At 57.2% G+C, this 25,961-nt stretch carries 26 protein-coding genes and 3 pseudogenes; 17 read left to right on the plus strand and 12 right to left on the minus strand.

What is annotated here, in order from left to right; all coding sequences use genetic code 11:
* Positions 1-6: 6 nt before the first annotated feature.
* The 5 genes and pseudogenes from QD409_RS25095 to QD409_RS25115 form a co-directional block, all read right to left on the minus strand.
* The gene (locus QD409_RS25095) at positions 7-630 is read right to left on the minus strand and encodes a hypothetical protein (RefSeq protein WP_004119881.1); all 624 of its coding nucleotides are present in this window, start codon (positions 628-630) and stop codon (positions 7-9) included.
* An 85-nt stretch (positions 631-715) separates the two neighbouring features.
* A pseudogene (locus QD409_RS25100) lies at positions 716-1,792 on the minus strand (RHE_PE00001 family protein); the annotation flags it as partial.
* Positions 1,793-2,052: 260 nt separating this feature from the next.
* Positions 2,053-2,982, minus strand: coding sequence for a TRADD-N-associated membrane domain-containing protein (locus QD409_RS25105; RefSeq protein WP_004119876.1), 930 nt, complete (start codon positions 2,980-2,982; stop codon positions 2,053-2,055).
* Between the two features lie 71 nt (positions 2,983-3,053).
* Entirely contained in the window at positions 3,054-3,980 is a 927-nt protein-coding gene (locus QD409_RS25110) for a hypothetical protein (RefSeq protein WP_004119873.1), read from the minus strand.
* A complete protein-coding gene (locus QD409_RS25115; RefSeq protein WP_004119872.1) occupies positions 3,977-4,354 on the minus strand; it encodes a Rap1a/Tai family immunity protein in 378 nt (125 codons plus the stop codon). Before QD409_RS25115 ends, QD409_RS25110 begins: the two co-directional genes overlap by 4 nt.
* A gap of 510 nt (positions 4,355-4,864) precedes the next feature.
* Here QD409_RS25115 and QD409_RS25120 point away from each other — a divergent pair.
* From QD409_RS25120 to QD409_RS25135, 4 genes and pseudogenes are all read left to right on the plus strand, one after another.
* Complete coding sequence (locus tag QD409_RS25120) at positions 4,865-5,224, plus strand: hypothetical protein (RefSeq protein WP_028755196.1); 360 nt, start codon at positions 4,865-4,867, stop codon at positions 5,222-5,224.
* A gap of 592 nt (positions 5,225-5,816) precedes the next feature.
* Positions 5,817-6,734, plus strand: coding sequence for a recombinase family protein (locus QD409_RS25125; RefSeq protein WP_004119867.1), 918 nt, complete (start codon positions 5,817-5,819; stop codon positions 6,732-6,734).
* 285 nt (positions 6,735-7,019) lie between these two features.
* Positions 7,020-7,472 (plus strand): annotated as a pseudogene (locus tag QD409_RS25130) (DUF4172 domain-containing protein); the annotation flags it as partial.
* Between the two features lie 140 nt (positions 7,473-7,612).
* The gene (locus QD409_RS25135; protein ID WP_004119863.1) at positions 7,613-7,816 is read left to right on the plus strand and encodes a cold-shock protein; all 204 of its coding nucleotides are present in this window, start codon (positions 7,613-7,615) and stop codon (positions 7,814-7,816) included.
* Here the strand turns inward: QD409_RS25135 and QD409_RS25140 are convergent.
* From QD409_RS25140 to repA, 4 genes and pseudogenes are all read right to left on the minus strand, one after another.
* Positions 7,765-8,350 (minus strand): annotated as a pseudogene (locus QD409_RS25140) (GNAT family N-acetyltransferase). The gene QD409_RS25135 and the pseudogene QD409_RS25140 overlap by 52 nt on opposite strands.
* Positions 8,351-8,464: 114 nt before the next feature.
* Positions 8,465-9,679: a plasmid replication protein RepC gene (gene repC, locus QD409_RS25145; protein ID WP_430763964.1), complete on the minus strand. Its 1,215-nt coding sequence runs from the start codon at positions 9,677-9,679 to the stop codon at positions 8,465-8,467.
* 161 nt (positions 9,680-9,840) lie between these two features.
* Positions 9,841-10,815, minus strand: coding sequence for a plasmid partitioning protein RepB (gene repB / locus QD409_RS25150; RefSeq protein ID WP_004119861.1), 975 nt, complete (start codon positions 10,813-10,815; stop codon positions 9,841-9,843).
* Between the two features lie 59 nt (positions 10,816-10,874).
* Complete coding sequence (gene repA / locus QD409_RS25155) at positions 10,875-12,095, minus strand: plasmid partitioning protein RepA (protein ID WP_028755142.1); 1,221 nt, start codon at positions 12,093-12,095, stop codon at positions 10,875-10,877.
* Positions 12,096-12,473: 378 nt separating this feature from the next.
* Here repA and traI point away from each other — a divergent pair, with 378 nt between their 5' ends.
* The 12 genes from traI (at position 12,474) to QD409_RS25215 (ending at position 23,304) form a co-directional block, all read left to right on the plus strand.
* Positions 12,474-13,112, plus strand: a complete 639-nt coding sequence (traI, locus tag QD409_RS25160) for an acyl-homoserine-lactone synthase TraI (RefSeq protein ID WP_004119859.1) — start codon at positions 12,474-12,476, stop codon at positions 13,110-13,112.
* Positions 13,109-14,086: a P-type conjugative transfer ATPase TrbB gene (gene trbB, locus QD409_RS25165; protein WP_004119858.1), complete on the plus strand. Its 978-nt coding sequence runs from the start codon at positions 13,109-13,111 to the stop codon at positions 14,084-14,086. The genes traI and trbB overlap by 4 nt, the downstream gene beginning before the upstream one ends.
* The gene (locus QD409_RS25170; protein WP_004119857.1) at positions 14,076-14,459 is read left to right on the plus strand and encodes a TrbC/VirB2 family protein; all 384 of its coding nucleotides are present in this window, start codon (positions 14,076-14,078) and stop codon (positions 14,457-14,459) included. The genes trbB and QD409_RS25170 overlap by 11 nt, the downstream gene beginning before the upstream one ends.
* Positions 14,452-14,751, plus strand: a complete 300-nt coding sequence (locus QD409_RS25175; protein WP_004119854.1) for a conjugal transfer protein TrbD — start codon at positions 14,452-14,454, stop codon at positions 14,749-14,751. Before QD409_RS25170 ends, QD409_RS25175 begins: the two co-directional genes overlap by 8 nt.
* 9 nt (positions 14,752-14,760) lie before the next feature.
* Positions 14,761-17,217, plus strand: a complete 2,457-nt coding sequence (locus QD409_RS25180; protein ID WP_430763959.1) for a conjugal transfer protein TrbE — start codon at positions 14,761-14,763, stop codon at positions 17,215-17,217.
* Positions 17,189-17,992, plus strand: coding sequence for a P-type conjugative transfer protein TrbJ (trbJ, locus tag QD409_RS25185; RefSeq protein WP_004119852.1), 804 nt, complete (start codon positions 17,189-17,191; stop codon positions 17,990-17,992). The genes QD409_RS25180 and trbJ overlap by 29 nt, the downstream gene beginning before the upstream one ends.
* Before the next feature lie 4 nt (positions 17,993-17,996).
* A complete protein-coding gene (trbL, locus tag QD409_RS25190) occupies positions 17,997-19,175 on the plus strand; it encodes a P-type conjugative transfer protein TrbL (protein WP_004119851.1) in 1,179 nt (392 codons plus the stop codon).
* Between the two features lie 24 nt (positions 19,176-19,199).
* Positions 19,200-19,862 carry a conjugal transfer protein TrbF gene (locus tag QD409_RS25195; protein ID WP_004119850.1) on the plus strand — a complete coding sequence of 221 codons (663 nt, stop codon included), beginning with the start codon at positions 19,200-19,202 and terminating at the stop codon, positions 19,860-19,862.
* Positions 19,863-19,878: 16 nt separating this feature from the next.
* On the plus strand, positions 19,879-20,691 hold the full coding sequence (gene trbG, locus QD409_RS25200; RefSeq protein ID WP_430763960.1) for a P-type conjugative transfer protein TrbG: 813 nt from the start codon (positions 19,879-19,881) through the stop codon (positions 20,689-20,691).
* Between the two features lie 3 nt (positions 20,692-20,694).
* A complete protein-coding gene (gene trbH, locus QD409_RS25205; RefSeq protein WP_430763961.1) occupies positions 20,695-21,129 on the plus strand; it encodes a conjugal transfer protein TrbH in 435 nt (144 codons plus the stop codon).
* Between the two features lie 10 nt (positions 21,130-21,139).
* Positions 21,140-22,441 (plus strand): IncP-type conjugal transfer protein TrbI, encoded by a 1,302-nt coding sequence (trbI, locus tag QD409_RS25210; protein WP_004119844.1) that lies wholly within the window; start codon positions 21,140-21,142, stop codon positions 22,439-22,441.
* A gap of 158 nt (positions 22,442-22,599) precedes the next feature.
* Positions 22,600-23,304 (plus strand): autoinducer binding domain-containing protein, encoded by a 705-nt coding sequence (locus QD409_RS25215; protein ID WP_430763962.1) that lies wholly within the window; start codon positions 22,600-22,602, stop codon positions 23,302-23,304.
* Between the two features lie 3 nt (positions 23,305-23,307).
* Here QD409_RS25215 and QD409_RS25220 read toward each other — a convergent pair whose 3' ends face one another.
* A complete protein-coding gene (locus QD409_RS25220) occupies positions 23,308-23,622 on the minus strand; it encodes a transcriptional repressor TraM (protein WP_004119838.1) in 315 nt (104 codons plus the stop codon).
* A 249-nt stretch (positions 23,623-23,871) separates the two neighbouring features.
* Between QD409_RS25220 and QD409_RS25225 the strand changes: the two genes are divergently transcribed.
* Positions 23,872-24,108 (plus strand): helix-turn-helix domain-containing protein, encoded by a 237-nt coding sequence (locus tag QD409_RS25225; RefSeq protein WP_004119837.1) that lies wholly within the window; start codon positions 23,872-23,874, stop codon positions 24,106-24,108.
* Between the two features lie 263 nt (positions 24,109-24,371).
* Here QD409_RS25225 and QD409_RS25230 read toward each other — a convergent pair whose 3' ends face one another.
* On the minus strand, positions 24,372-24,980 hold the full coding sequence (locus tag QD409_RS25230) for a TraH family protein (protein WP_004119835.1): 609 nt from the start codon (positions 24,978-24,980) through the stop codon (positions 24,372-24,374).
* A 15-nt stretch (positions 24,981-24,995) separates the two neighbouring features.
* A partial coding sequence (locus tag QD409_RS25235; protein ID WP_430763963.1) for a conjugal transfer protein TraB occupies positions 24,996-25,961 on the minus strand: 966 nt, incomplete at its 5' end.

Here is a 25,961-nt window from a genome sequence, read left to right on the forward strand (position 1 = left end):
TCGGCTTTATTTTCGACTGACGACGATATCCAGATCCGGATCGTTGGTCGGTTCATTGATGCCAAAATCGACCGCGTCCAGATCGCCACCCTCAATCAAAAATACGCGATCGATACAGCGAAGGAATTGGCCATTCTTCACCACAGGTAAGCTGAGTTCCATTGCGCCAAACTGATCGACCATCAGGTAATATGTTTTGTGGTCTCCATGAAACTTGACCACGCTGATAGGGAGGTCGATACCGGCAGCTTCAAACATATCGCCACAAGCCACGCGCTCGGAGCCAGCGCCTTTTCGAGACCGCGCTCTAGGATCCGCTTTGCGGCAGGCTTGATTGACATTTACAAAGAGAACTCGAAGCTTGAGGACGTCATTGCGGATGCCTTCCACACCTTCCTCGCTAAAGATCTCCCAATTTCCACCGAGGTTTTCGGCTCGAAGGCCCTTCACTCCGTCCATATACGCGAACATGCCGGCGGCATTGGTGGGATGCAGTGGTGAGGCAGTCGCAGCAGCAGCAAGTGCGTGATGACCTGCCGCGATCAATTTCTCACGCTCAAGTTCCAGACGAGCAAGGTAAAGGTCGCCAATCTCAGGATCAGTGATTGTCTTTGGGCTGATATTTTCCATGCCGCCTACTCATGTTAATGTTCTCTACCTCATTTGTGGAGGAAAAAATTAACATGGTCAAGCTAGAAGAATGTATTCGGCTAATTCACAGGACGCTCCAGGCGCGAAACCTCCCCCGCCCCGTCATCTCGCGCAATCCGAGCTCGCCAACGATCCGCCGCGCCGCCTGCGGCGTGACGCCCAGCGTCGTTACGACCATCTTAGCCGACACCAGCGGTTTCGCCATCACCAGCTCGACCAGCTCCGGCAGTTTTGACGACGTCCGGCGCCCGTCCAGTTTTCGGTCCATCATCGTTTTCACCAGCGTCAGCCGATCATGCTCTTTCAGCCCGATCTCGGCGGCCGCGACCAGTCCATGGGCGATGGCGAGCAGCCGGGTTTCTCGATCGCGATGTCGGCGCCGATCGACGGGAATGGTTTTTAGTCCGAGATTGATGGCTGCGAGATGTGCGGCCGTGGTGACACCGGCCTGGCGGAGGATCGAGGCGGCCAACAGTCGTCCAAGCCAGGGCGCGTGCTGCAGCACCGCAATCTCGTTCCAGGCATCGAGGGCGACAATCGCCTGCAGCACCGCCGGCAGATCATCGGTCTGCCGCAACACGTTGCGCCACTCGCCCAGCCGCGCGTCCTCGTCCCAATCGAGATCGTAGATCATGGGATCTTTTTCTTGCGCGCCGGCCCGTCCGGACCGTGCGTTCTCGATCGCCGCCTCGGACCGGGCCAGCAGCGCATCAATGGCGGCATAATCGACGCCAGGCAGATCTTTGGCGTCGTCAGCATCGTCCCCCTCCCCTATCGGCTCGACAGCGACAGGCCGCTTGGCGGCGGCGCCCGACTCAGCATCATCGGCCCTGACCGATGTCACATCCGAGGTTTGCCTGAGCGTGCGAATGCCGTCGGGCGACAGTGCCCAGACCGGTGGTTGCGCGGCAATGCGTCGCCGGGTGCGCAACGCGTCGCGGGCGATTGTCAGTTCATGGGTGGGTGTGCGAATATCGCGGGTGTCGTCGTGGAGGACGAGGTCTTCGAGGTGAACAAGTTCGCCGTCGATCCACAGCGAGGCGCAGGCGTCGGCAAAGTGCGACCGTTCGATCCACCCCTGTCCGACCGCGGAGCGGGCGATGCGCTCGTCGAGACGCGCCAACTCAATGCCGGCTCGAAAAGTGTGGCTTCTACTTTGTTATTTCAAATGGGAAAACTTCATATGTCTGTTAGGTTTAGCCGATAAATGAAGGGCGATTTTCCGCTAACGATTTCACTGAAACGTCTCTTTGCCAAAACGATTTCAAGATCGAACATCAATGTCGGCTCGCTCGATCGAGGGAGAGCAGTGGTCGGCGTCGTCAAAGGCGTGCCGCGCTTATGCAAAGGTGCGACGTGCAGCTTCATCACGCTGGCAAGCATTACGCGTAGTCGGTCGCGCTACTCGGCGGCTGGCTCGGGTTGCGTTCTGGTGCGCCTTGCCGCTGGCTTCTTTGCCGCTGGGTCCGGAAGGTAAGCGGGCGCGGTCGTGCTGCGTTCCGCTACAATGAATATCAGCCTGTCCACGGCCTTCGCCCTTTCCTTTCCCTCTGGCAAGGACTCGGCAAGATGGATTGCCAAAAGCGTGTCCTGCATTTGCGCCAGACGGGAGAAGAAGAAATTAAGCTGAATCAGGCTTCGGTTATAGAGATAGAAATAGCCTCCGCCGATGAATTGAAGCAGTACACCCGCTAAGGGAACGATATATGCCGTCCCATCGCTTCGGCCCGAGGAGAACGCCCACCACGTACCCCCAATGATCGTCCCGAAACCGGCAACGATGGCGGTCAGGCTGGCAGTGTAACTCCTGCGCGCCTGACTTTTGTTCATGATGTAGTATTCGATCAGCTGACGGAGGTTCGCTTTGATGCCCTGAATAATGTCGTCGTCGGACTTGGCAGCGCTTTCGGTTTGCGGCGCCATCTTGGCATCGCCGCCCGCGCCTCCAGACTGCGCGTCGAGCAAGGGAGTGAAGCTGGATGCCCACGCCCTGAGAAGCTGGTCGTCGCTGTCACGATCTACGATTGCCTTGAGCTTATCACGGTCGATCACGCTGAAAGCGACCATCACGAGCATGAACAGGGCGAAGACGACCCCTATAGTGATGCCCGGCTGAAGGTCGTGCGGCTTATATTCATAGCCTTGCACGAACACGTGGCTTGTTGCCAAATAGAAGACGACATAGAAGCTTCCGGCAATGGTCAAAATGGAAATGATTGCGACCGCCCAGCGAACCTTCGGCGAGTACCGAAGGACTTCAACGATTACGAGGATGACGGTAAGAATAAGCTGATACATGAAGCCCCCGCCGAACAAATTCGCGACAGTCATCTGTACTCTCTCAACCTTTACGAATCGTGCCTATACAACCCTGGCGCGGAATAAATCGAGCGGGCGCGTCGTCACTTCAATGGCGGCAGCGTCATGCCCTTAATGCTATCGGCCACGGTCGGCCGCTTCCGCTTCCCGTCCGCGTAGGGATCTGGCAGAGCCCGTGCGGCCTTCTTCACGGCCTCGATGTCATAGCCGACCGGACGGCCAAGCAGGAACATCTCCACAAATCGGTCAACAAGCGACTGGTCTGCCAAAAGATTGGCTTTGACCGCCTTGCGGAAGGACGCGATATCCGAACCATTGGTCAGGTAGCCCAGATTCCGTGCCTCGGTGAGGTGCTCATCAACCCTCTTCTGAACGCCCTTGCCCATGCAAAATGCACGGACGTAACGCACTAGCGACGTGAACAGCAGCTCCTCGCTATGCATGAGGAGCAGCTTGTCTTTCAGGACTGCTCGGAACGCACCGATAAGCTCGCTCTTCTCGAAGACGTGCCGGTAAAACCGGACCACAGAATCCTCCGCATCGCCTGCCGTAACTTTGTTTTGGGGCGCGGCCAATATGTAGAATGGCGCGCGGGTCGTGACATGAATTTCTTTCACGAGATGAAAGCTGAAACAGGCCAGCGAGATGACGCACAGGTTATTGGCCGTGGCTATGTTGATCGCGCGCAGTCTCTCTGTGATCTCGGCCCAGCTGCAATCCTCGTTCGAGGCGACGATATGAATACCCATGTCCTCATCGCCATGGGTATCGAAATGGATGATCGGCAGCAGGCCGTCTTCAACCACCTTCGCCACATAATCCAAGAATCCCAGAAGATCAGCGGCGCTCTTCGGCTCAAATTTCATGAAGAAGATCTGGTTGGCCTGCAACAAGGGTTCCAAATCTTCGAGGACGCGGAGGGTCACCCCGTGCTCGCTCTCATGCAGGGACGTGATCCAGATCACGGAATTTACGCTCACATGGGATTGGATAGTCGCGGTCTTGGTCATTGGTCGCAAGGCCATGCAGCTTTATAGGGAGCCATCAACGAACGCTCGGCCGGCCAGGTTCCCTTCTCGGGATGCGTCGTCACCCAGTCGCAGCCAATCACGATGGCGCGGGCGACATTGGCGCCCTTCGGGATGCAGAATTTCCCGAGAATGCTCTCCCGAGCGATCCCGAGCATTTGCTCGTCCTTCATGCCCATCTTAACGACGCTATCGAATACAATCTCATCCTCGCGCCATTTCTCCATGAAGCCCATGACGTAATTTCCGGCAAGTGTGATGCTGCTCTTGCAGTCGCGCGCCAAATCCTGGGCCATCATAGCATTGGCGCCGGTCGCAAAAAGGGCGGCTGCAGCCGCCAGTATCATCCGTTTCATGATCTTCCCCAACCCAAGTTGGGGGCAGATTATCGAGTGCAACCGGTAACTGCAACAGGGTCAATTCGCTTGCTTCCCTTGGTTTTTCTTCACGTACCCGTGGCCGTGCGCAGTTGTCCGATGCACCTCGAGCTTGACGCCAAGACCGCCCTGCTCGCGCTGACGCAGTTCAATGGTAAAGAACTTTCGGTACCGTCCTTTGATGGGCGCGGCGATGAAAAGTGCATGTTCCACCGCCGATTGGGATGAAAATCGGAATTGCTAAGTGGTGGCGCAGCCAATGGAAACGGCGCATCTTTCTTTCATCACCGAGCTAGTGCCGGAGCCGCCAAGCCACCGTCCTCATGGGAGTTGATGGCCGCCGGTCTGCAACGCGACCGCATGAGCCGCGACGACGGCAACCGAGCATCTTGAGGAGCAGGTTCGGACGCTGAATCAGGGACGGCGACAAATGTAACTCATCTTATATTTTCCACGCGTCGGGCATTCCGCCCTTAGAAAGGACCTGACATGCATGAAATTTATCAGAACGGAAAGCCGATCGGCCTCACTTTCAGCGACCGCGAGGTGGCCAAAGCCATAGCCCGCGACATGCAGAGGGAGGGCGCCAAAAACGTCGAAATGCGGCCGTTTAAGCGCCGAAATCACTGGTATAATTGGCGCGCAAACGGGCGCAACGTGGCGTCTTATCTCGCCTCGTTACGCCCTGCCGCGCCACTTAGGAGGCCTTGTGATCCCGATAGAGCAATACTTATCTGGTCAGAGGCGGTACAAAATCTGATCGTTCCAGAAACCATCGAGGCTACACAACTCCCCACGCCCGGAACCTCCCCTCCCTACCATCTGCATATCAATGAAATTCTTAGCTAAAAGCGACACCCACGTACCCCTTTTATCCGGGAATGTTGGCCGTTTCCATCTCGTTACCCATATGAATTAACGTTGTTCTTTTCCAGAACAGAAGCTATTTAAGCCATTGCTTCCGTCACTCGGGACGGCGCCGTGGATGGGCAATCACTTCCGATAAGTACTGCGTATCGATAGGTGATGGTTTTTGGCGGCAAGAGATAGCGTATTTGTCCGTGAGAATTGGCGGAAAAGCCGCAAATCCGGGCCCCTTGAGGGCTTTTCATTTTGGGTCGCTGGAAATTCTGCCTGATTGAGCGGAAATAACGCGTGCTGAACCGGTCGAGCTCTTCCCCTCCCCGACCGCCTCTCGGCGTCAGAACCTCATCAAAAAGCCGGAGCCGGAGCGACCTCTTCCGAAATAGCCGATTTCCCTGCGTTTTCGCCATAGATGCCCGCTGACGTGCGTTCTCGGGCGGCGATGGGTCGATGCCTGCCTCACGTCATAGAACGCTCTCTATCGCCTCCCATTTTTGTCATAAAACACGCTTGCAAATCCCCATTTTCTCATGCATTCATTATCTGTACAAAGGCCATCAAAAAAGAGCCAGAACGAATGCCCCAGGTTGCAATCGCCAGCTCCCCCTCTCCGCGGCCCCGGCTGATCGGATACGCCCGGGTTTCGACTGACGATCAGCTCAACGATGCCCAGGTCGATGAGTTGCGCGCCGCCGGCTGCGATCGCATTCATCAGGAGCACGGATCCGGGTTATCCCGCACAAGACCGGTGCTCACCAAAGTGCTGAAGGATCTCACCTCTGGCGACGTGCTAGTCGTCGTTCGTCTCGATCGCTTGGCCCGATCAGTCAGCCATCTGCTTCACGTGATTGAAGACCTCGAAAAGCGCGGAGTTCATTTCCGCTCGCTGCGCGATCCGATCGATACGTCCACGCCGCAGGGAATGTTTTCCTTGCAGGTGCTCGGCGCCGTCGCCCAGCTTGAGCGCGCCCTGATCGCCGAACGAACCAAAGCTGGCATCAAGGCTGCGAAAGCCAGAGGGAAGCTTCCCGGAAATCCCGGTCTGCGCGAGCGCCGACCGGAGGCGATCAAGGCGGTGTCGAAAGCACGCGAGAAACTTTATCTCGACGAACTGATTTCGTCGGCACAGACCTGGCTGCCGACCGTGAGGCAGCTCAGGCCACAGCATAGTTGGGACAACGTCGTGCGCGTCCTTAACCGTCGCGGTCATCACTGGACGGTCCAACGATTACGCCGCGCGGTGCATCGGATGGTTCGTGAGAAGCTTGCAGAGCCAGAGCTGCTGGCCCGCTCACCGCGCCGCGCGCCCGAAGATCATTTGATGAAGTTGGTCGCCGCGATCACCATCGCCGACCCCAGTTTGTCGCTGCGCGACATTGCCGCGCAACTGGATCAGATGGGGGAACGGCCGGCGCGTGGTGGCAGGAGGTGGCAGCCCTCTTCCGTTAGGGCGCTGTTGGACGAGGCACATCGCTTCGGGTTAGTTCGTCCTTGACTAGCTGATTCATAAGGGAGCGCCCGCGCTTTTTGCCCCGCGAGCTTCCTTTCCCGGCGGAGATCTCCTTCCAATCCGTGCTTGCCACGACCTGTTCGGCCAACCCCGCCAAGGTGGATTTCCTCCTCCACCTGACGCCCGTCCGGTTCAATGGTGTAGCCGGTCATCATTGTTCCTTCTGCCAACGACCGAGGTGGTTTCTCGTCTCGAACCCGCATGATGGTATGCCGGCTCGTCACGATCTTTCTTCAGCGCGGCGACCTGCTGGGCTGCTTGTTCGGCCCTCAAAAGTCGCTCGCGCAAAACATCGGGCAACCGAGCCTGATCTCGCTTGCATATACGATCAAAAGGAGCCGCAAGGCTTATTACGGAGAGCTCGAAACAAATCAGCGTAAGCTCGATATAATCGAAAGGCTCATCTACTCTACTTCTTGCAAACCATTCTCGATGCGCAGCAGACGACTCTCACGCGCGTTGCGTTTTATATCCGCAAGGCAAAGTTCTATGAACGGTTCCGCGACCAGTTCAACAATCGCCAAGGCGATCTCCCGCATGTTCCGCGAAGGGATTGAAGGCTTCAAAGGTGGCCTGAGCGCGGAAAATTACATCTCGATCACAGGGGCTTCCCGGGCAACGGCGACTCGAGACCTTCATGATATGGTGGAGAAGGGGGCAATGAACCGCAGCGGTGAACGCCGACATACGCGTTACACCTTAAACCTGCCGGAGCCAGAGTGATAGAAACAACGGCTGGGGCACGGCCTTTCGTCCACTCTATCCAAAGAGCGCGACATCACTCGGCGGAAGCAGACTGGCTTGATTCTTGCTGTGGCTGGTCGTTAGTTTGCTGCCTAAACTGCGAAGACACGAGGATTGTTATGCCAACTGGCAAGGTTAAGTTCTTCAACGCCGATAAAGGCTTTGGTTTCATCACGCCGGAAAGCGGAGGAGGCGACGTTTTCGTGCATGTCACCGCCCTGCAATATGGCGATTATCTCAGAGAGGGACAGTCCGTTTCCTACGATCTCGGTCAGGATCGGAAGACCGGCAAGTTAAAGGCGGAAAACGTCAGACCGCTCTGAGGCCAATTGACCGGAGCGGCGGCAACGGGCTCAAAAGCGCCTCGGGGCCACCTGCTCTTAAATTGCGAGATCTCGGCCTGTGCCAAAGGCGCAGCGCCCAACTTCTTGGCCCGGTCGAAGGGTGTCACATCCAGAAGCGGAACGTCTATGAGACTAGCATAGCCCTCAAACCCCATCTTGGTGCAATAGCAAGACTCATGATGTTATCGGCACGTACGGTCGCATTGATGAATTTCGAACACGAGTTCTTCGGCTGTTGTCCGAGTTGCGGTAAAAAGAGCTGTCGACGCTGGATATCTTTGGGTTCGCGCGTGCAAATGTAGGGATGTCGACAAAACGGTGGATCGCCGTACAGGCTTAACAACTGACAGCCGACAAGCAGCCGATCGTAACTTGCGATCAATAAACCACTCCGCGAACCCCGCGGCCGAAAGCAGCGTCTCCAGCGCCGTTGTTCCGCCGGCGCGGATGTCCGGATGATTTCGTTCAGAAGGCTACACAGCTCTTTGCATCCGAGGTTACGGCCCTTCGAATATGCTGTTTTCAGCGACCCCACTTTAGATTGATAGCTTATCGGCGATACTCGGGAGACCACAAGCCAGGATCTCACCTTGCTGCGGTCTCCAAACAGCATCAGCTTTTTGCAGCTCATGATGCTCTCCGGCCTGGCGAACCATTCGTTCGCATCAGCGCCATCAACATCGGCCCAAGTGAAAACTCTCCGCGTTCTGCCTTGCGGGTGAGGTCACGCAAATAACCGCCCGCATTGTTGATGTGCCCTGCCCTTTCGAGGATGCAGGCCATCACGGCCGCAGCATTCTCGGCACCGAGTGCCTCACAGGCATTCTGGTAGGCACTCGGACTGACGGCCAGCATCGATCGCACGACCACCGCGGCTGACATGAGATCGCGCCAACTCCCGACCGCCCCGCCCGGCCCGTAATTCGAAATCTCAGGGCAGGCCTGCAAGACCATTCCCAGTGGAAAAGCCTTTATCGGCTCTCGCATTCGCCCAATGTCTGGGTTCGATTTCGCCCCCTGCTCTGTTTCAGAGCGAGGTTCAAATTCATTGCTGGATTCGGGTTTTGAATTCTGTATGTGACGTCCAATTTGGACATCATTGGTATCTGTTTTTTGAGAATCTTCCTGAAATTCCAGTTGGTTGATGATCTCTTCACGCAACATTCGCATTTCGTCGAGGACGGATTCAATATCTTTGAGGGTTGGGGAGCGGGGGATGCCTGCGAGCAGCTGCACGTAGTAGCCCTCCAGCTTTTCCCAATCGCCAGAAGCGCCCTCTTCTATCGCAGCCGTCAGCAGCTTACGAACGTCACGACGGCAGATCGTCAGTGCTTCCTTGGCGCTGCGGAAGTGCCGGCGCTCGGCTGCTATCTGCTGTGCGAGCTGCGCAAGCTCTTCGGCGCGAGCAAGCAGCGGCGCGAGGCTGAAGCCGAACGCATCTTCGATCTGGCCGCCATTGTCCTTTCGGGCGTATCGTTTGCCATTAGCACTGTCTTTGCGCTGGATCAGTCCAGCATCGACGAGTGCAGCAAGGTGGCGGMGCAATGTCGTGCCAGCAATACCATGCGCTCGAACGGAAAGCTGTTCATTTGATGGGAACACCACCAGGCCGCGCTCTTCCGAAAGCTCATTGTCGGGATAGAAGGTCAAGAGCGCATCARGAACGGCAAGGGCGCGGTCCTGAATGCCGAGCACTGCCCTCGCCTCCGAGGCATCGCGAAAGATCTTCCATTTGTCGGCCGTCTTACCTGGCCGCATCTCAGCCGTTTTCATTTGCCCTCTTACCTGGGCAAGCGATATCGGCCGCCGCCCGAAGGGCGTCGTCACACTTCCAATCTGCATTTTTTCTCTCACCTTAATTGAGGCAAAAGAGATCCGCCCGCCAAATCGACGGTTACGACTCTTGACAGGGATTCGTGGAAATGCGATTCTCAATCTTGCTTAGGGAATACGAGAAGGGCTTCCACGACTTGGTCGTTTGGGGGCCTTTTTCTTTTGCGGCTTCAGTCTCCTTTGCTTCCCTCCTTCAGGAATTGCTCGTAGAGCGCATCCAAATTGCGGGAAAGATATTCTCCGAAACGGCCAGCATTCTTCGCCTTCATCGAGAGCGAGAAAGCTTTGCCCGTATTCTTGATTTCGGCCTGCACTGCCTTGTCCCGGGGCTGCCACTTCGCCTTTTGAGTCGAAACCTCCGCCTTCCTCACGGGCCGCGCTGTTCTGTTGAGCGCCTTGTACAGAGATGAAAAGCGTTCATCGGACGGCAATGCGTCGAAGCCGTCCGTGCTCAAAACTTCTGACACTTTGCCGCTATTGGCGAATTTTCCGACTAGAAGTGAAAGCTCTATCCAGCGCTCTCGGCCCACACCGGGAGCCGACCCGATTTTTTCTATGACGTTAGCCGAGATGCGCTCTGCCACCGTCATCATCTTCGAGACCGAAGCCGCATTCGCGGACAATGCCAAGGAAATCACCTCTCGGCCGTAACCAAGATCATCCAGGCGCTTGGCAAATAACGCCCTTTCGATAAAAGAGAGATTCGCGCGCGCGGAATTTTCCTGCCCTTGAGCAATGACATGGGAACGGTCGTCGATTGCCTTGACAATAGCCCGGACTTTTCTGCCGAGGTCCCTTGCTGCCCTTACCCGTCTGTGGCCGAAGACAACCTGATAAAGACCATCGACCTTTGTATGGGGCCGCACGAGAATAGGCGTATCCTGCCCACGTACCCTAATTGCCTCTAGCAGATCTTGATACTCGCCGTCGTCGTCTGATATCCGATCCTTTACGAAGGAGCCTTCAATTTGTGCCGGATCAAGTTCGATAATTGCCTCGCCTTCGAGATATTTGTCAGCCTGCTTTGCCAGCTCGTCCAGCGAACGCACGAGAGATTTGCCTGCGCCTCGCATTGGATATGCAGGTGCCGTGCCGCTATCTTCATGCAGGTCAGCAAGTCCCTCGAGCAGATTTTTCCGTGCCATCTCATTTGCTCCGAGCAGCCGTTAGCTGCTTGTTTTTCCGCATAAAACGTTCGTTTTTGTCAGCTGACAAATCGACGTCCCCATGACTCGTGAACGAGGCCGGCAATTTCAGCATTCACTGCATCCAACGATTCCATCGCACGGTCATACGTGCCTCTATTCATGGATGCCCGATCGACTTCGTACAGAGTTTGCTTGGTAATTCCGGCATCTGAAACCGCCGTCGACTTCACCATCTGGTTCTTTAGTATGAACTCGTTGAACATCGTGGACATAAAGCCGACCATCTGGGCTTGCGGAACATCGGTCGGCTCGTAGCGCGTAATCAAGTATCTGTACCAGGAGAGGTTCACTTCCGCACCAGCGGCACGGATCGGCTTTAGGATTCCACCAAGCATCAGAAGGAACTGACCCATCGACATCACGTCGAGCATCTGCGGATGGATTGTTATCAGAACACTTGTAGCTGCGGTCAGTGCGGTCAGCGTCAAATATCCGAGCTGCGGTGGACAGTCGACGACGACGACATCATAACGATCGTCGACCTCAGCCAAAGCCCGCGATATGCGGGTGAAAAACGTTTTGCCTTCATTAGAAGACTTATCAGACATCGCAAGCGGCGTGTCATATTCATACTCCTGCAAATCGAGGTTTGCAGGGACAATGTCCAATCCAGGAAAATTAGTGGTCTGGATGATCTCCGAGATCGGCTTTCTCGCACCATCATAGCGAATGGCATCATAGATGGACGCGATCTGATCGAGCTCCGGTTGGAAGCCGTGCAGAGACGAAAGGGATGCTTGAGGGTCGAGGTCTACGGCAAGGACGCGATGCCCCGTCAATGCCAGGTACTGCGCTAAATGCGCGGCGGTCGTGGTTTTCCCCGAGCCCCCTTTGAAGTTGACTACAGCAAGCACCTGCAGCTTTTCACCGCCGCGCCGGTGGGGAACATACATGCGGTTGTCGGATCGACCGTGCGTATCCAGATATTGACGCAGTTCCAACATCTGTTCGGCGGTGTAGGAGCGACGACCGGAGGACGATGTTTGAGGGGAGGGGCCCTTTCCGTCCAGATGCAGCTTTTTCAATGTGCTCTGCGATACGCCGACATAGGTCGCGACCTCCGCCAGCGAGAAGCTTCGCAATGTCTTTTTCGCGTTGGGCGGGAATCGTTGTACGCTAAGTAGGTGCAGCTTTTTCGAGATCAAATCACCCTGTTCTAGGATTTGATCTTCAAAGTGCATCGGCATCTTAAGCGAAGCCATCGAATTAGCGTTCATTGTCAGAAATCTTTCAGATAACGGTTTTCGGCCCGATATTGCCACTGAACCGTTATTATGTCCGATTCTCGCGGGCCGGCAAGGAAAATGCGGCTAATAAACTGTTAATAGCCGGGACGCCCCTTGACCTATGGTTAACGCCGCCATCTGTATTTCCCTTGCAAATCCAATCTGTTACCGCTCCGAGTCACAACGTTCGTTGCATATTTGTTCACTGGTGATTCCTACAACTAAGGGAATAACACGCGAGATCAGATCAGCGCGTTGTCGCCCAAAACCGCGCGCGACTCACCAAAATACCTTGTAGGATTCTACAACTGCCCAGCCATTCTAATCCGTGCTGATCTTTGTCGATAAATTTAAGCGACGGAGATCAGTATGAAGGTTGTTGCGATATCGACCAGACATGGGCTTCCTGCACAGCACCTTCTCGAAGCACATCATCGACTTCGAGCTCAAGTGTTTTCAAATCGGTTGGGTTGGGAGGTCGGTGTTCTTGACGGCCGGGAAGCGGACGTCTTCGACGCTCTCCAGCCGACTTACATACTCGCCGTATCGGACAGCGCTCGTGTGGCAGGATGCGCTAGACTCCTGCCGGCCATGGGTCCGACGATGGTGACCCATGTCTTTTCGTCACTGCTAACGCATGGACACCTAAACGCCCATCCAAGTATGATCGAAAGCTCCCGTTTTTGCGTGGACACAACCTTGGTCGATCTTCGCGGAGGAGGCCTCGTCCACGAGGCCACTTTGACCATGTTCGCAGGCATCATCGAATGGTGCATCGCAAATGGGTACACGGAGCTCGTCACGGTGACCGATCTTCGATTCGAGCGGATCCTTGCACGCGTTGGGTGGCACCTATCGCGATTGGGCGAACCAAAGAACATTGGCAAGACAATTGCCGTCGCGGGCACCTTACCGGTGAACGCCGAGACATTCCTGAGGCTTCGTCCATCCAGTTACCGTTCTGAATTCATCTCCCCAGATGGGCAGCGGAAAAGGAGAAATCCATGAACCAGCTCCGCTCTCACCACCGGCTTGTCTGCAAACTTCAAGACGCGCTCGGCCATAAGCTGTGCGCCGCATTGGAAGACGTGGATGTGATCGAAATAATGCTCAATCCGGACGGAAAGCTCTTTATTGAGCGCCTCGCTCACGGCGTTGCGGCGGCCGGCGAAATGTCCCCCGTCGCCGCGGAAACGGTGATCGGAATTGTGGCGCATTTCCTTCAGTCCCAGGTAGACACGAAGCAACCGATCATCTCCGGCGAGCTCCCGATAGGTGGGCACCGCTTCGAAGGCCTTTTACCACCAGCGGTCGCCAAGCCAGCCTTTACGATCCGCCGCCGTGCCCCACGCCTAATTCCGCTGGAAGAATATGTGCGGTCAGGCGCGCTGACGGGATGCCACGCCTTAATGATCCGAAAGGCGATTTCCAAAAGGCGAAACATCATCGTATCCGGGGGCGCCGGTTCTGGCAAAACGACGCTTGCGAACGCGTTGATCGATGAGATCGTCAAATTCGCCCCCGAAGACCGTTTGGTGATCCTCGAAGATACCGCCGAAATTCATTGTTCGGCCGAGAACGCCGTTCTTCTGCATACCAGCGATACCGTTGATATGTCACGATTGCTGAAGAGCACGATGCGACTGCGCCCCGACAGGATTGTCGTCGGCGAAGTCCGCGACGGTGCCGCGTTGACTCTGCTGAAGGCGTGGAACACCGGTCATCCCGGAGGCGTTGCGACAATTCACTCGAACACCGCCATGTCGGCCCTCCGCCGCTTTGAACAATTGACCGCAGAAGCAAGCCAGCAGCCGATGCACGAGGTTATCGGTGAGGCAGTCGACCTCATCATCTCCATTGAACGGACACCGCGCGGGCGACGGGTTCGAGACGTCATCCACATCGAACGGTTCGCGGAGGGCCAATACCAGATCGGTTCAGACCAACTCGATGAGGAAGAGGAGGCCCGTCATGTCGCGTAAGCCTTCGCTCGCCAAGGTCACATTCTCTGTCCTAACGACAGTTCTCGCTTCGCTTGATCCGGCACTCGCCAGTTCGGGCGGTGGCGGACTGCCCTGGGAAGGACCACTGCAGCAGATTCAAGAGTCGATCACCGGACCTGTCGCAGGATACATCGCACTTGCGGCTGTCGCCATAGCCGGCGGCATGCTCATATTTGGTGGGGAGTTGAACGACTTCGCGCGGCGACTTGTATACGTGGTTCTCGTCGCCGGCATTCTGCTCGGTGCCACGACCATTGTGGGCCTGTTCGGCGCGACTGGAGCTTCAATTGGCCTGACGAGGGAGCTGGTCGCCTCGGACGGCTTCCAAGGCGCAGGAGTGACAAATGGCTGAGTCCGCGTCCGGTCTGCAGCGGAACCGCATCCACCGCGCGCTGTCGCGCCCGAACCTTCTGGTGGGCGCGGACCGGGAACTGGTGCTGATCACCGGCTTGGCCGCAGTCATCCTCATCTTCGTCGTTCTTACGATCTATTCGGCGCTCTTCGGCGTTGGCGTCTGGATTGTCATCGTCGGGCTCTTGAGAATGATGGCAAAGGCCGATCCGCTCATGCGACAGGTCTATGTCCGCCATATCTCGTACAAGCATTACTACAAGGCGACCTCCTCGCCGTGGCGCCGGTATTGAGAGGAACGCATGGTCGCTCTCAAACGCTTCCGGGCCCCCGACCCATCCTTTGCTGATCTCGTCCCCTATGCCGGCCTCGTCGACAATGGTGTTCTCCTGTTGAAAGACGGAAGCCTGATGGCCGCCTGGTATTTTGCGGGACCAGATTCAGAGAGCGCCACGGCCCTCGATCGCAACGAACTGTCGCGCCATATCAATACAATCCTCTCGCGGCTCGGGAGCGGCTGGATGATCCAGGTCGAGGCAGTTCGCATCCCGACATTCGACTATCCGTCGGATAATCGTTGTCACTTTCCCGATCCTGTAACTCGCGCGATCGACGCCGAGCGGCGGGCGCATTTCGCCCGCGAACAGGGGCATTTCGAGAGTAAACACGCGCTGATCCTGACCTATCGGCCGCTCGAATCCAAAAAAACGGCGCTCAGCAAATACATCTACTCGGACGAGGTGAGCCGCAAGAAGACCTATGCCGACACGGTGCTGTTCATTTTCAAGAACGCGGTCCGCGAGATCGAGCAGTATTTCGCCAATACGCTTTCGATCCGTCGCATGGAAACGCGGGAGGCTCTCGAGAGGGGAGGGGCGCGGGTTGCCCGCTACGACGAACTGCTCCAATTCGTTCGCTTCTGCATCACTGGTGACAACCATCCGATCCGGCTGCCGGATGTGCCCATGTTTCTCGACTGGATCGCGACCGCCGAGCTTGAACATGGGCTGACCTCAAAGGTTGAAAGCCGCTTCCTCGGTGTCGTCGCGATCGACGGCCTGCCGGCCGAGAGCTGGCCGGGGATCCTCAACAGCCTCGATCTCATGCCGCTAACCTACCGCTGGTCGTCGCGCTTCATTTTTCTCGACGCGCAGGAGGCCAGACAAAAACTGGAGCGGACCCGCAAGAAATGGCAGCAGAAGGTGCGCCCATTCTTCGACCAGCTTTTTCAGACGCAGAGCCGTTCGCTTGATCAGGACGCCATGAACATGGTCGCCGAGACAGAAGAGGCTATCGCCCAGGCTTCGTCGCAGTTGGTCGCATACGGCTATTACACGCCCGTCATCGTTCTCTTCGATCACGATCGTGAAGGACTGCAGGAAAAGGCAGAGTCCATCCGCAGACTTATTCAGGCGGAGGGCTTCGGGGCGCGCATCKAAACGCTCAACGCCACCGATGCCTACCTCGGCAGCCTACCGGGCAATTGGTATTGCAACATCCGCGAACCGCTGATCAATACCAGCAACCTTGCCGATCTCATTCCGCTCAACTCTGTCTGGTCGGGCTCCCCTGTCGCGCCGTGCCCGTTCTACCCGCCGAATTCACCGCCACTGATGCAGGTGGCGAGCGGGTCGACGCCGTTCCGGCTGAACCTACATGTCGACGACGTCGGTCACACACTCATTTTTGGGCCGACCGGTTCGGGCAAGTCGACGCTGCTTGCACTAATCGCCGCGCAGTTCCGGCGCTATGAACGCGCCCAGATCTTCGCCTTTGACAAGGGGAACTCTCTCCTTCCGCTGACCCTTGCCACCGGAGGTGATCACTATGAGATCGGTGGCGACGCTCAAGAAGAGGCGAAGGCGCTGGCCTTCTGCCCGCTGTCGGACCTCTCCAGCGACAGTGATCGCGCATGGGCCGCGGAATGGATCGAGATGTTGATCGCGCTGCAGGGCGTGACCATCACCCCGGACCACCGCAATGCGGTCTCTCGCCAGATTGGCTTGATGGCCAGTGCAGCGGGCCGATCTCTCTCGGACTTTGTAAGCGGCGTACAGATGCGCGAGATCAAGGACGCGCTCCATCACTACACCGTCGATGGTCCCATGGGCCAGCTTCTCGATGCTGAGAAAGACGGACTGTTGCTTGGCTCATTCCAGACCTTTGAGATCGAAGAGTTGATGAACATGGGCGAGCGGAACCTCGTACCTGTTCTCACCTATCTGTTCCGCCGCATCGAAAAGCGCCTCGATGGCTCACCGAGCCTCATCGTCCTAGACGAAGCCTGGCTGATGCTCGGCCATCCGGTCTTCAGGAGCAAGATCCGAGAGTGGCTGAAGGTGCTGCGCAAGGCGAACTGCGCGGTGGTATTGGCCACGCAATCCATTTCCGATGCTGAGCGTTCCGGCATCATCGACGTGTTGAAGGAATCCTGCCCCACGAAAATTTGCCTGCCGAACGGCGCCGCAAGTGAGCCTKGGACCCGCGAGTTCTATGAGCGGATTGGCTTCAACGAGAGACAGATCGAGATCGTTTCGAATGCGATTCCTAAGCGAGAATATTACGTCGCAACGTCCGAAGGCAGGCGGCTCTTCGACATGTCGCTCGGCCCCGTGGCGCTCAGTTTCGTTGGCGCATCCGGCAAGGAAGACCTGAAGCGCATCCGCACGCTCAGTTCCAAACACGGCCGCGACTGGCCGATCCACTGGCTACGAACGAGAGGAGTTCAGGATGCCGCAGCGCTGCTCAACCTCGAATAAATTGCTCACTGGCCTGGCGGCTGTCGCATTGATGGCCGGCACTGTCGTGCCCGCAAATGCTGGAACTGCCACGGGTGCCGCCACCGAGTGGACGCAGGTCCTCAATAATGGCGAGCTGGTCGCTTTGGTCGGGAAGTCCGGCGAGCAGATCCAGAACCAGCTCACCCAGATCAGCCAGCTCGCACAACAGATCGAAACGCAGCTGAATATCTACCAAAACCTCCTCCAGAACACGGCGACGCTTCCGTCGCATATGTGGGGGCAGGTCGAAAGCGATCTCAACCAGCTGCGCAGCATCGTCGACCAGGGCCAGAGCATCTCGTTTTCCATGGGCAATGCGGATGATGTGTTGCAACAACGTTTTCAGAGCTACTCAAGCCTTAAAACCAACCTGCCAGACAATTCGTCGTTTTCTACCACCTATCAGTCCTGGTCCGATACGAACCGGGACACGATCGCCAGCACGCTGAAGGCGGCGAGTCTGACGGCCGAGCAATTCGATAGCGAGGAAGGCACGATGTCCTCGCTGCGGTCCATGTCCGAGACCGCCGACGGGCAGATGAAAGCCCTGCAGGTCGGGCATGAGATCGCCGCGCAACAGGTCGCCCAGATTCAGAAGCTTCGCGGCCTCGTCTCGCAGCAAATGACGATGATGGGCACCTGGCTCCAGACCGAACAGACCGACAAGGACCTTGCGCAGGCGCGGCGTGAGAAATTCTTCAGCGGGACTGCCCCTTCCACCTCCGGCGGCGAAAAGATGAAAGTCGAGTGGTAAGCACATGACAACAATATGTCTTCGGCGGCTCCGCACCGCGATGGTGATTGCCACCTTCTGCATGCTGGCAGCACAGCCGGCAGTCGCCCAAGAAGGTTCAGTGCTGACCTCATTACAGAGCCAGATCACCACGGCCGCAAAGGGGTGGGAAACTACTGTCATGGATGCGGCGAAATCCTTGTTCTGGATCCTCGCGACAATCGAGATTGGCATCGCCGCCGTCTGGCTCGCATTGCAGGCAGCTTCGCTAGACAGCTGGTTTGCCGAGCTTGTCCGGCGGATCATATTCGTCGGCTTTTTTGCCTTCGTTTTGGGACAGGGGCCGGCCTTTGCGAAGGCAGTGGTGGATAGTTTGTTTGAGATTGGGGCTGGAGGCGGCACGGCCTCCCCAGCAGACGTCTTCAATGCTGGACTCGCCGTCGCAACGAAGATGTCGGAAAAGATACAGTTCGGTCTTTTTGAGGACAACGCGTTGGCGATCTCGGCTGCTTTTGCAATGGTCGTCGTCGTCATCTCATTCTCGCTTGTCGCCGCGATTTTCGTGTCGGTCATGGTTGAGATGTATATCGGCCTTCTTGCCGGTATGATCATGCTGGGGCTTGGCGGCTCGTCCTATACAAAGGATTTCGCGGTCCGATATTTGGTCTACGCCTTCTCGGTCGGAATGAAACTCATGGCGCTCGTCATGATCTCGCGTATCGGATCAGAGGTGCTGATCGGGTTGGCAGACCAGCCCGACATTGGCGACCAGTTCCAGACTGCGCTTGCGATCGCTGGTATCGCTGTCGTGGTCTTCATTATCGCCATCTACGTCCCGAACATCATGCAGGGTGTTGTTCAGGGCGCGTCCGTCTCGGGCGGAATGGAGGCAATAAGGCACGGTGGTCAGGCCGCATCGTTTGCGACAGGAGCAGGGTTCCTCGCGGCGGGCGCTGCCGGGGCGGGATTTGCGGCGGCTCAAACCGCGCGCGCCGCGGGGTCATCCGTCGCAGGCGCAATGCTGCGGGGTTTCGGCGCAGGGATCGGCTCGGCAGGAAAAGCGGCGGGCTCGGCTACCAAGGAGAAGGCCATCGGCTCTCCCGGTGCCTACGCCGGGTCTATCCTAGGCCTTGCTAACGCCAAGCTGGATCAGGCGCGCAGTGGGCACAGCGGACCAAAGCCACTTCCCGAACTTAAAGACTAATAGCAATCAGAAAGTGATCGATCGATGGCAGCGAAACGCGCTCCCGAAAACCCGTATCTTGCCGCGCGCCAGGAATGGAATGAGCGATACGGCTCCTATGTGCAGGCCGCGGCCGCATGGCGCATCGTCGGCATACTGGGTCTGACCATGGCCGTGATCGGCTTCGGGTACGCGATATACCTAAGCACGCAGGTGAAGCTGGTGCCTTATATCGTCCAGGTCGACAAGCTCGGCACCTCGGTCACCTCAGGGTTCCCCGAGCAGATCGAATACGCGGATGTGCGGGTGGTGCGCGCCACGCTTGGCAACTTCGTAACGAGCTTCCGCAGCGTCACACCGGATGCCGTAGTGCAAAAGCAATATATCGATCGAACCTATGCGCTTCTGCGAGCTTCCGATCCCTCGACCCAGAAGATCAATGACTGGTTCCGCAGCAATTCGCCGTTCGAAAAGGCGAAGTCGTCGACGATCGCCATCGAGGTCAACAACATAGTGGCGCTCTCCAATCAGACTTATCAGATCGACTGGACCGAATACGAACGGGACCGGAAGGGCAAGGAAACCGGGACGCGCCGGTTCCGCGGAATCGCGACGGTTGCGCTTACCGCGCCGCAGGACGAGGCGACCATCCGCCTCAATCCGATCGGCCTCTACGTTAGGGATTTTGACTGGACGGCACAGCTTTGAGGGCAGGGGATTTGACATGCACAGAACAGCACTAATTGCAGCCACCGGCTGCTTGGCGGGACTCGTCTTTGTGGGCGGCGCTGAGGCGCAGACCATGACGGCAAATGAGGTGAATGGCACGACCATTTCCAGGAAATGGCGCGTCGCGCCCGGACTGGTGACGGCAGGCTCCGATGGCAAGGTCACCTTTCTCTTCGGCGAAACCCAGCCGTCCGTTGTCTGCTCGCCCTTGCAGGTCTGCGATATCGAACTCCAGAGCGGCGAGATCGTCCGCGATGTTCTCGTTGGAGATACTGTTCGCTGGAAGGTGGAGCCTGCCACCTCCGGTGCAATCGGCGGCCAAGCGATCCATCTGATCGTCAAGCCGTCGGAAGTAGGTCTTGTCACCTCGATGGTGGTCACGACGTCGCGACGCACCTATTACATCCAGCTCAAGTCACATCCGAGCCAGTACATGGCACGCGTCGGCTTCGAATATCMGGAGGACGTCTCGACCAAGCTCGCCGACATCAATTCCCGGCTCGAGACCGGCGGCATTCCCGGGGCGGCACCCGACAAACTGAACTTCTCATATTCCGTGAGTGGCTCGGCACCTTGGAAGCCGACGCGGGTCTATTCGGATGGCGTGAAAACCTACATCCAGTTTTCGAAGTCGATCTCAGGTCAGGATGCACCGGTGCTGGTCGTGATCCACGGCGGCCAGAGCCGCATCGTCAATTACCGAATGAAGAACGACTTGATGATCGTCGATTATGCCGTCGACGAGGCGATCCTCGTCTCCGGCGTCGGCTGGCGCCAGCAGAAGATTACMATTCGGCGAGGAGGCTAAGCTATGCACAAGCTTCTCGTCATCATCATCAGCGGCTTTCTCACCGCATGCCAAACTGCTGGGGATGGGTCTGACGCCAGGTCAAACGCCGCGCCGGTCTCCGGGCCCGCCGCAAGTGCCATCGCCGCCGACATGGCAAGCCGGCTCGCCGAGCAGATCAGTCCCGTGAGGTCGACGACAATCAAGATGGAAAGGGACACATMGGAGTTTGCGGCGGCACTCGAGGCGGCCCTCAAGGGCTCTGGCTACACCGTTCTAACCGACGGCAAAGTTGGAAAGGACGTGAAACCGGTCGAGCTCACTTACGCGATCGATGGCACTCAAGATCAGGTGCTCGCGCGGCTGTCAACACCGTCCATTACCCTTGGCCGCGCATACAAAGCAACGGCCGCCGGTGCGACGCCGGCAAGTCCGCTCTCCATCATGCAGCGTAATTGAGGGGAAAGGTATGATCCAATCGCTCCAGCTCGGCCCTTCAAAGCAAGCCGACGATCCGAAAGGAATGCGCCGCCTCAATCGGCTGCCAATTATTACCGCAACCGTCCTCATCGCGCTATTCTTCGGCGTGGTCGTGATCGGCCTATCGTGGCGAGGACTTCCCTTCAACTGGAGCTACGATATCGACAGCAACTTGAATACACCGGCGACGAACTTCGGTGACCAGCTCAAGCGCGGCATCAGTGACGGCATCATCGGCGAGCCAGGTGAGCGCGAAGTGCTCCAGCCAACACCCACCGTCGAGCAGAAGGTGGAGAAGGGAGCACCTGTTATAGACCGCCGGCCTACGGAACGGCAAGAAAGAGGCCCGCAGCTCGAATCAGAGGAGGAATGGCGAGCCCGCCTAAAGCGGGAGCAGGATGAACAATATATCCGTGAAGCTCAGCGCCAGCGGATGGCTCACCTGCAGGCGCGGGCAACCGCTTTGGACTCGCCTTTGAAGGTGGATATTTCTGATGTCGAGAAGGCCGCTAAAAGTTCCACAGACGCCGGTCGTCAGACTGCGACGACGACAGCCAACAATGCTTCTGATCTCTACACCGCCGCATCGAAATCCGGGCTGACGGCCCAGAACGTCGACCCGAATGCCCAAAGTTCGAAGGAGGATTTCTTCAATCAGGACATCAAGGATCTTGGCTATTTGCCGAATAAGGTCGTGCCGCAGATGTCGCCGTATGAGCTGAAGCGCGGCTCGGTCATTCCAGCCACGTTGATCACAGGTCTCAACTCAGACCTTCCKGGCCGGATCATCGGGCAGATCAGCCAGAATGTCTATGATAGCGCCACCGGCTACCGGCTCCTGATCCCGCAGGGAGCCAAGTTGTTCGGCCGTTACGATTCCAAGGTTTCCTTTGGCCAGGACCGCGTGCTCGTCGTCTGGACCGATCTGATCTTCCCGAATGGCTCGACGCTGCAAATCGGCGGCATGGCTGGGACCGATGGGGCAGGTTATGGCGGGTTCAAGGATAAGGTCGATCGGCATCTCTGGCGCACGTGGAGTTCGGCAGCACTTGTCGCGATACTCGGAACCGGCATCGACATGTCGATGCCCGAAAGCACGACGCTTGCCACCCAGGACACGGCCTCCGATGCCGCCAGACGGAATTTTGCGGACACCTTCGGTCGCGTTGCCGAGCAGACGATCTCGAAAAACTTGAACGTTCAGCCGACAATCCAAATCCGGCCGGGATACGAGTTCAATGTCTTGGTCGATCAGGATATCGTCTTCCCCTCTACGTACAGCAGTCAGTGATACAGCATCAGAAGAGATCTTTGTTTAACTTCATCTCTTGGTCAGAAGGTTTGATTGCGAAATAGAGGTGAATAGACGTTTGCGCGGGTGAGCGCAGATCTGTATCACTTCCGAAGGAGCGGGGGCGCCTTCACGTACAACAGAAAGGAGACAGGTCTGTGGATCCAGCCTTAAGCGCTCTCATTGACATGGTTGAAGCCTCATACGATGAACGGATGATCAAACGCGGGCTCAAAGGGTTCGTTCATTCGTGCGGATTTCAATTCTTTGCATATCTGCAAACGGAAGGCCTTAGCGCCCGCGCGCTCAGTTCCTATCCCGAGAAATGGCAGAAAATTTACCTAAGCAACCAATATTCTCGGGTGGATCCGGTCGTTACGGAAGCCAAACGCCGGATGGAGATGTTTTCCTGGGCGATCGATGACTGGCCGTCTCGTGGGAGCTCTGAGTTCAATCGTTTTCGGGATGAAGCGGTAGAACATGGCATTCGCAGTGGGGTGACGGTTCCCGTTCAAGGCAGTTTCGGCTCGATCATTATGCTGACATTCGCGTCCTCGGGGCATAAAGCTGATATTTCAAAATGTCAAAAGCAACTAAACCCGCTTCAGGCGGTGTTGGCAATTCACTATCGCCTGAAGATCATAGCTGCGTCGACGATCGTCGCACCCAGCCGGCTGCTTTCACCAAAGGAAGCGATGTGTCTTACGTGGGCGGCAAAGGGTAAAAAGGCTTGGGAGATTGCCATTTTAATGGGAATTACCCAACGAACAGTGCAACACCATTTCGATCGCGCACGCAAAAAGCTGAATGCCGCGACGATCCCTCAGCTCGTGGCAATCGCGAAKGACCGCGGTTTGGTTTAACCATCATTCGTTGTTTTCGGAGGGCACATCGGGAACATAACCAAGCGCATCGACGATTTCCGAGAGTTCTTCCTGCTGCGCTTCTGACTTCTTTTGACGATCGAGATACTCATCTTGCAGGCTCTTGAGCACGTCCCTGGAAGTCGAGGCGTTGGCGGTTGCAAGAGTCCACGTTTCGTAGACAGCTTCATCCGCGGCTAGAAGTCGGCGGTGCTCGCGGATCGCAGAAATTGCTAACGCTTTCAAATCGGCTTCTCGCATCGCTTTATAACGAGACTCTCTTTTGCCGCTTGTCTCGAATGAGACCTCGTTGTCCATCCGCTTCTCCTCTTACCTCGTTTGCGACCCGGCAAGGATCGAGACCTTCCGGTAGCGTATACGCTTTGCAGAATAGATCCCATCCTTCAGTAAGATGGGTGGCTACAAACTCGACAATTCATTGCTCGCAAGAAGAGGGCATCAGTGAACGCCTAATCACCCTGATTCGTATGAACATTCCATATCCGGAATACGGCTGTAGAGAATACTCCGTGGAGAAATACTCTGCAAGCCGCTGCTCTCTCCAGCATGGAGATTCGAGAGGTGTTTGCACGGAATCTGAAAGCCGCGCGTCAAGCCAAAGGCCTGTCGCAAGAAGAGCTCGCGTTTGAGGCAGGCATCGATCGAACTTATATCAGTTCTTTGGAGCGCAGTGTCTATAATGCAAGCATCGACGTTGTCGATCGCCTGGCGACGGTCTTAGGTGTTGAGGCGTCTGAACTGCTGAAACGTCGGCCTGAGACAAAAATTGAGCCACTGAGATGACGGGTACAGGGCTGGGAACCGAAAACAAGGCAAACAAGGACGCAATGCTCAGCGCGTCCTCAACCCCGAATGTCCGACAGGCTCTGGAGGAATTGCTATGCGGCCATAAAAGGTCATGCCATCCGGCGAACGTTCCGCGGTACCCTTTTTCGCCTGTGGCGTTGGCACTTTGGAATTGCCCTTCAACTTTTCGACGAGGATGATTATGCATGCCGGGGATGTTCCATCCGTCGCGCCGTTTCCGACGTAAGAAACTCGAGTGCTTATTTGCCTCCGATCCTCGAAAGATCGATCCGAATTCCGGCTTGGCCAATAACCTCATTCACCTTCGTCCGCATCTCGGGAGTGGTCGCGGTGGCTGGCGGTTCATCGACGGACCGCGCTTCGCTTTGCCGAGGCAATTCGATGGAGGCTCCTGGATCCTGCGCTTGAAACACACCGACGCCCTCGAACTCGCCGGCTTTCCACGCATAGAGCGCATCCTCGAAAATCTGGCGGAAGACGTCATCGCTCTTCGGATCGCCGTACCATTTGGCAACAATGCGCAGGACCTTGGCGAACATCGCCGTTCCCTTGCGCAGGTTCTGGCAAGCATCGACCAAATCCGTTTTGAGATCGGCCAGGTCCTTGACGCCCACACCGGCTGGAAACTGCGTCAGACCGACACGAACGACAGCGTTGCCGGCATATTGGCGCACGATGTCCATCGCCTCGTCGGGTGATCTGGCCTTGGGCACCAGGATCAACCGCCCTCCCGAGCGCACGGTCACCGCAAGGGGATCGGCAGAGCCCGCCGCCGCGACGAACTGCTCGACGATCGCGGGTTTCAGTGAAGGGTCGGCGCAGTCTTTGATAAGGGCGGCGTCGAGCATGGGACCTCCTCGGCATCAGGTGTTGAAAGAAAAAACGACTGGCCTGGAAAACAGCTTTGCCCAGGCGGCGGTGCTGGCGCGCTGGATGGCGACAATGGACGTGCCTTTGGTCCACCAGCCGTTGCCGACCGCAACGATCACGTCCGGACTGCCGAGCATCGATTGCAAGACCGGCCAGACGAGCAGTTGCTCGTAGCAGATCAGCACCGCCACCCGCCCGGAGCCGAGCGCGACGACAGGATTTGCAAAGATGTGCGCTTGCGCTCCGGCGTTGCCGCCGAAGAGCGGCTGCCAGGGCTGCCACATCGAGCCCGGAACCGGCATCCGTTCCCGGTAGAGGATCCGACTGCTATCTGCGGAGATTGCAACCACCACATTGTCGTATCCGGCCGCGTTAACGACTGCCGCGCCCGCGAGAACGGTCGTGTCATGCCCTGATAGCGCGCGGATCCAAAGCCGTTCGACCGTCGGCGTCCAGAAGCCCAACGTACTTTCAGGAAGGATGACGGTTCGAACACCGTCGGTCCCTCGTTCAAGCACCGTTGCAATTAGATCACGGTGGCGGGCCATGCTGGTGTCCCGCCCGACCGACGCACCCAATTCGAGATCGACGCCCCGCCAGGCTTCCGGTAGCTTCGGGTCCGTCCACGAAGCGGCGGACCAAAGCCAGAAGCCTATAAGGCCCATGGCGACAGTTGGGCAGAGGCGGGAAACGAGGCCCGCCAAGCCGGCTGTCGTGACGGCCAGTCCCCACCATCCCCATCCCGGAAACAACACGCCTGCGGCCGTGATGGGATGCGCCCAGCCGGTAATGCCGAAAGGGGGAACCACCATCAGTACGGCCGCCAGGACGTAGCGGCCCGGACGAAGGCCAACCTCCTTCGTCCACAGGAGCGCATGCGCCGCGACAAAGCTGGCCGAGGCAGCCAGCCACAGCAGCAGGCCCGGCCAGATATCCGCAGCATAGAAGGTGGCCACGCC

The sequence above is a fragment of the Rhizobium sp. BR 315 genome (genome assembly GCF_050577975.1).
Classification (GTDB): domain Bacteria; phylum Pseudomonadota; class Alphaproteobacteria; order Rhizobiales; family Rhizobiaceae; genus Rhizobium; species Rhizobium miluonense.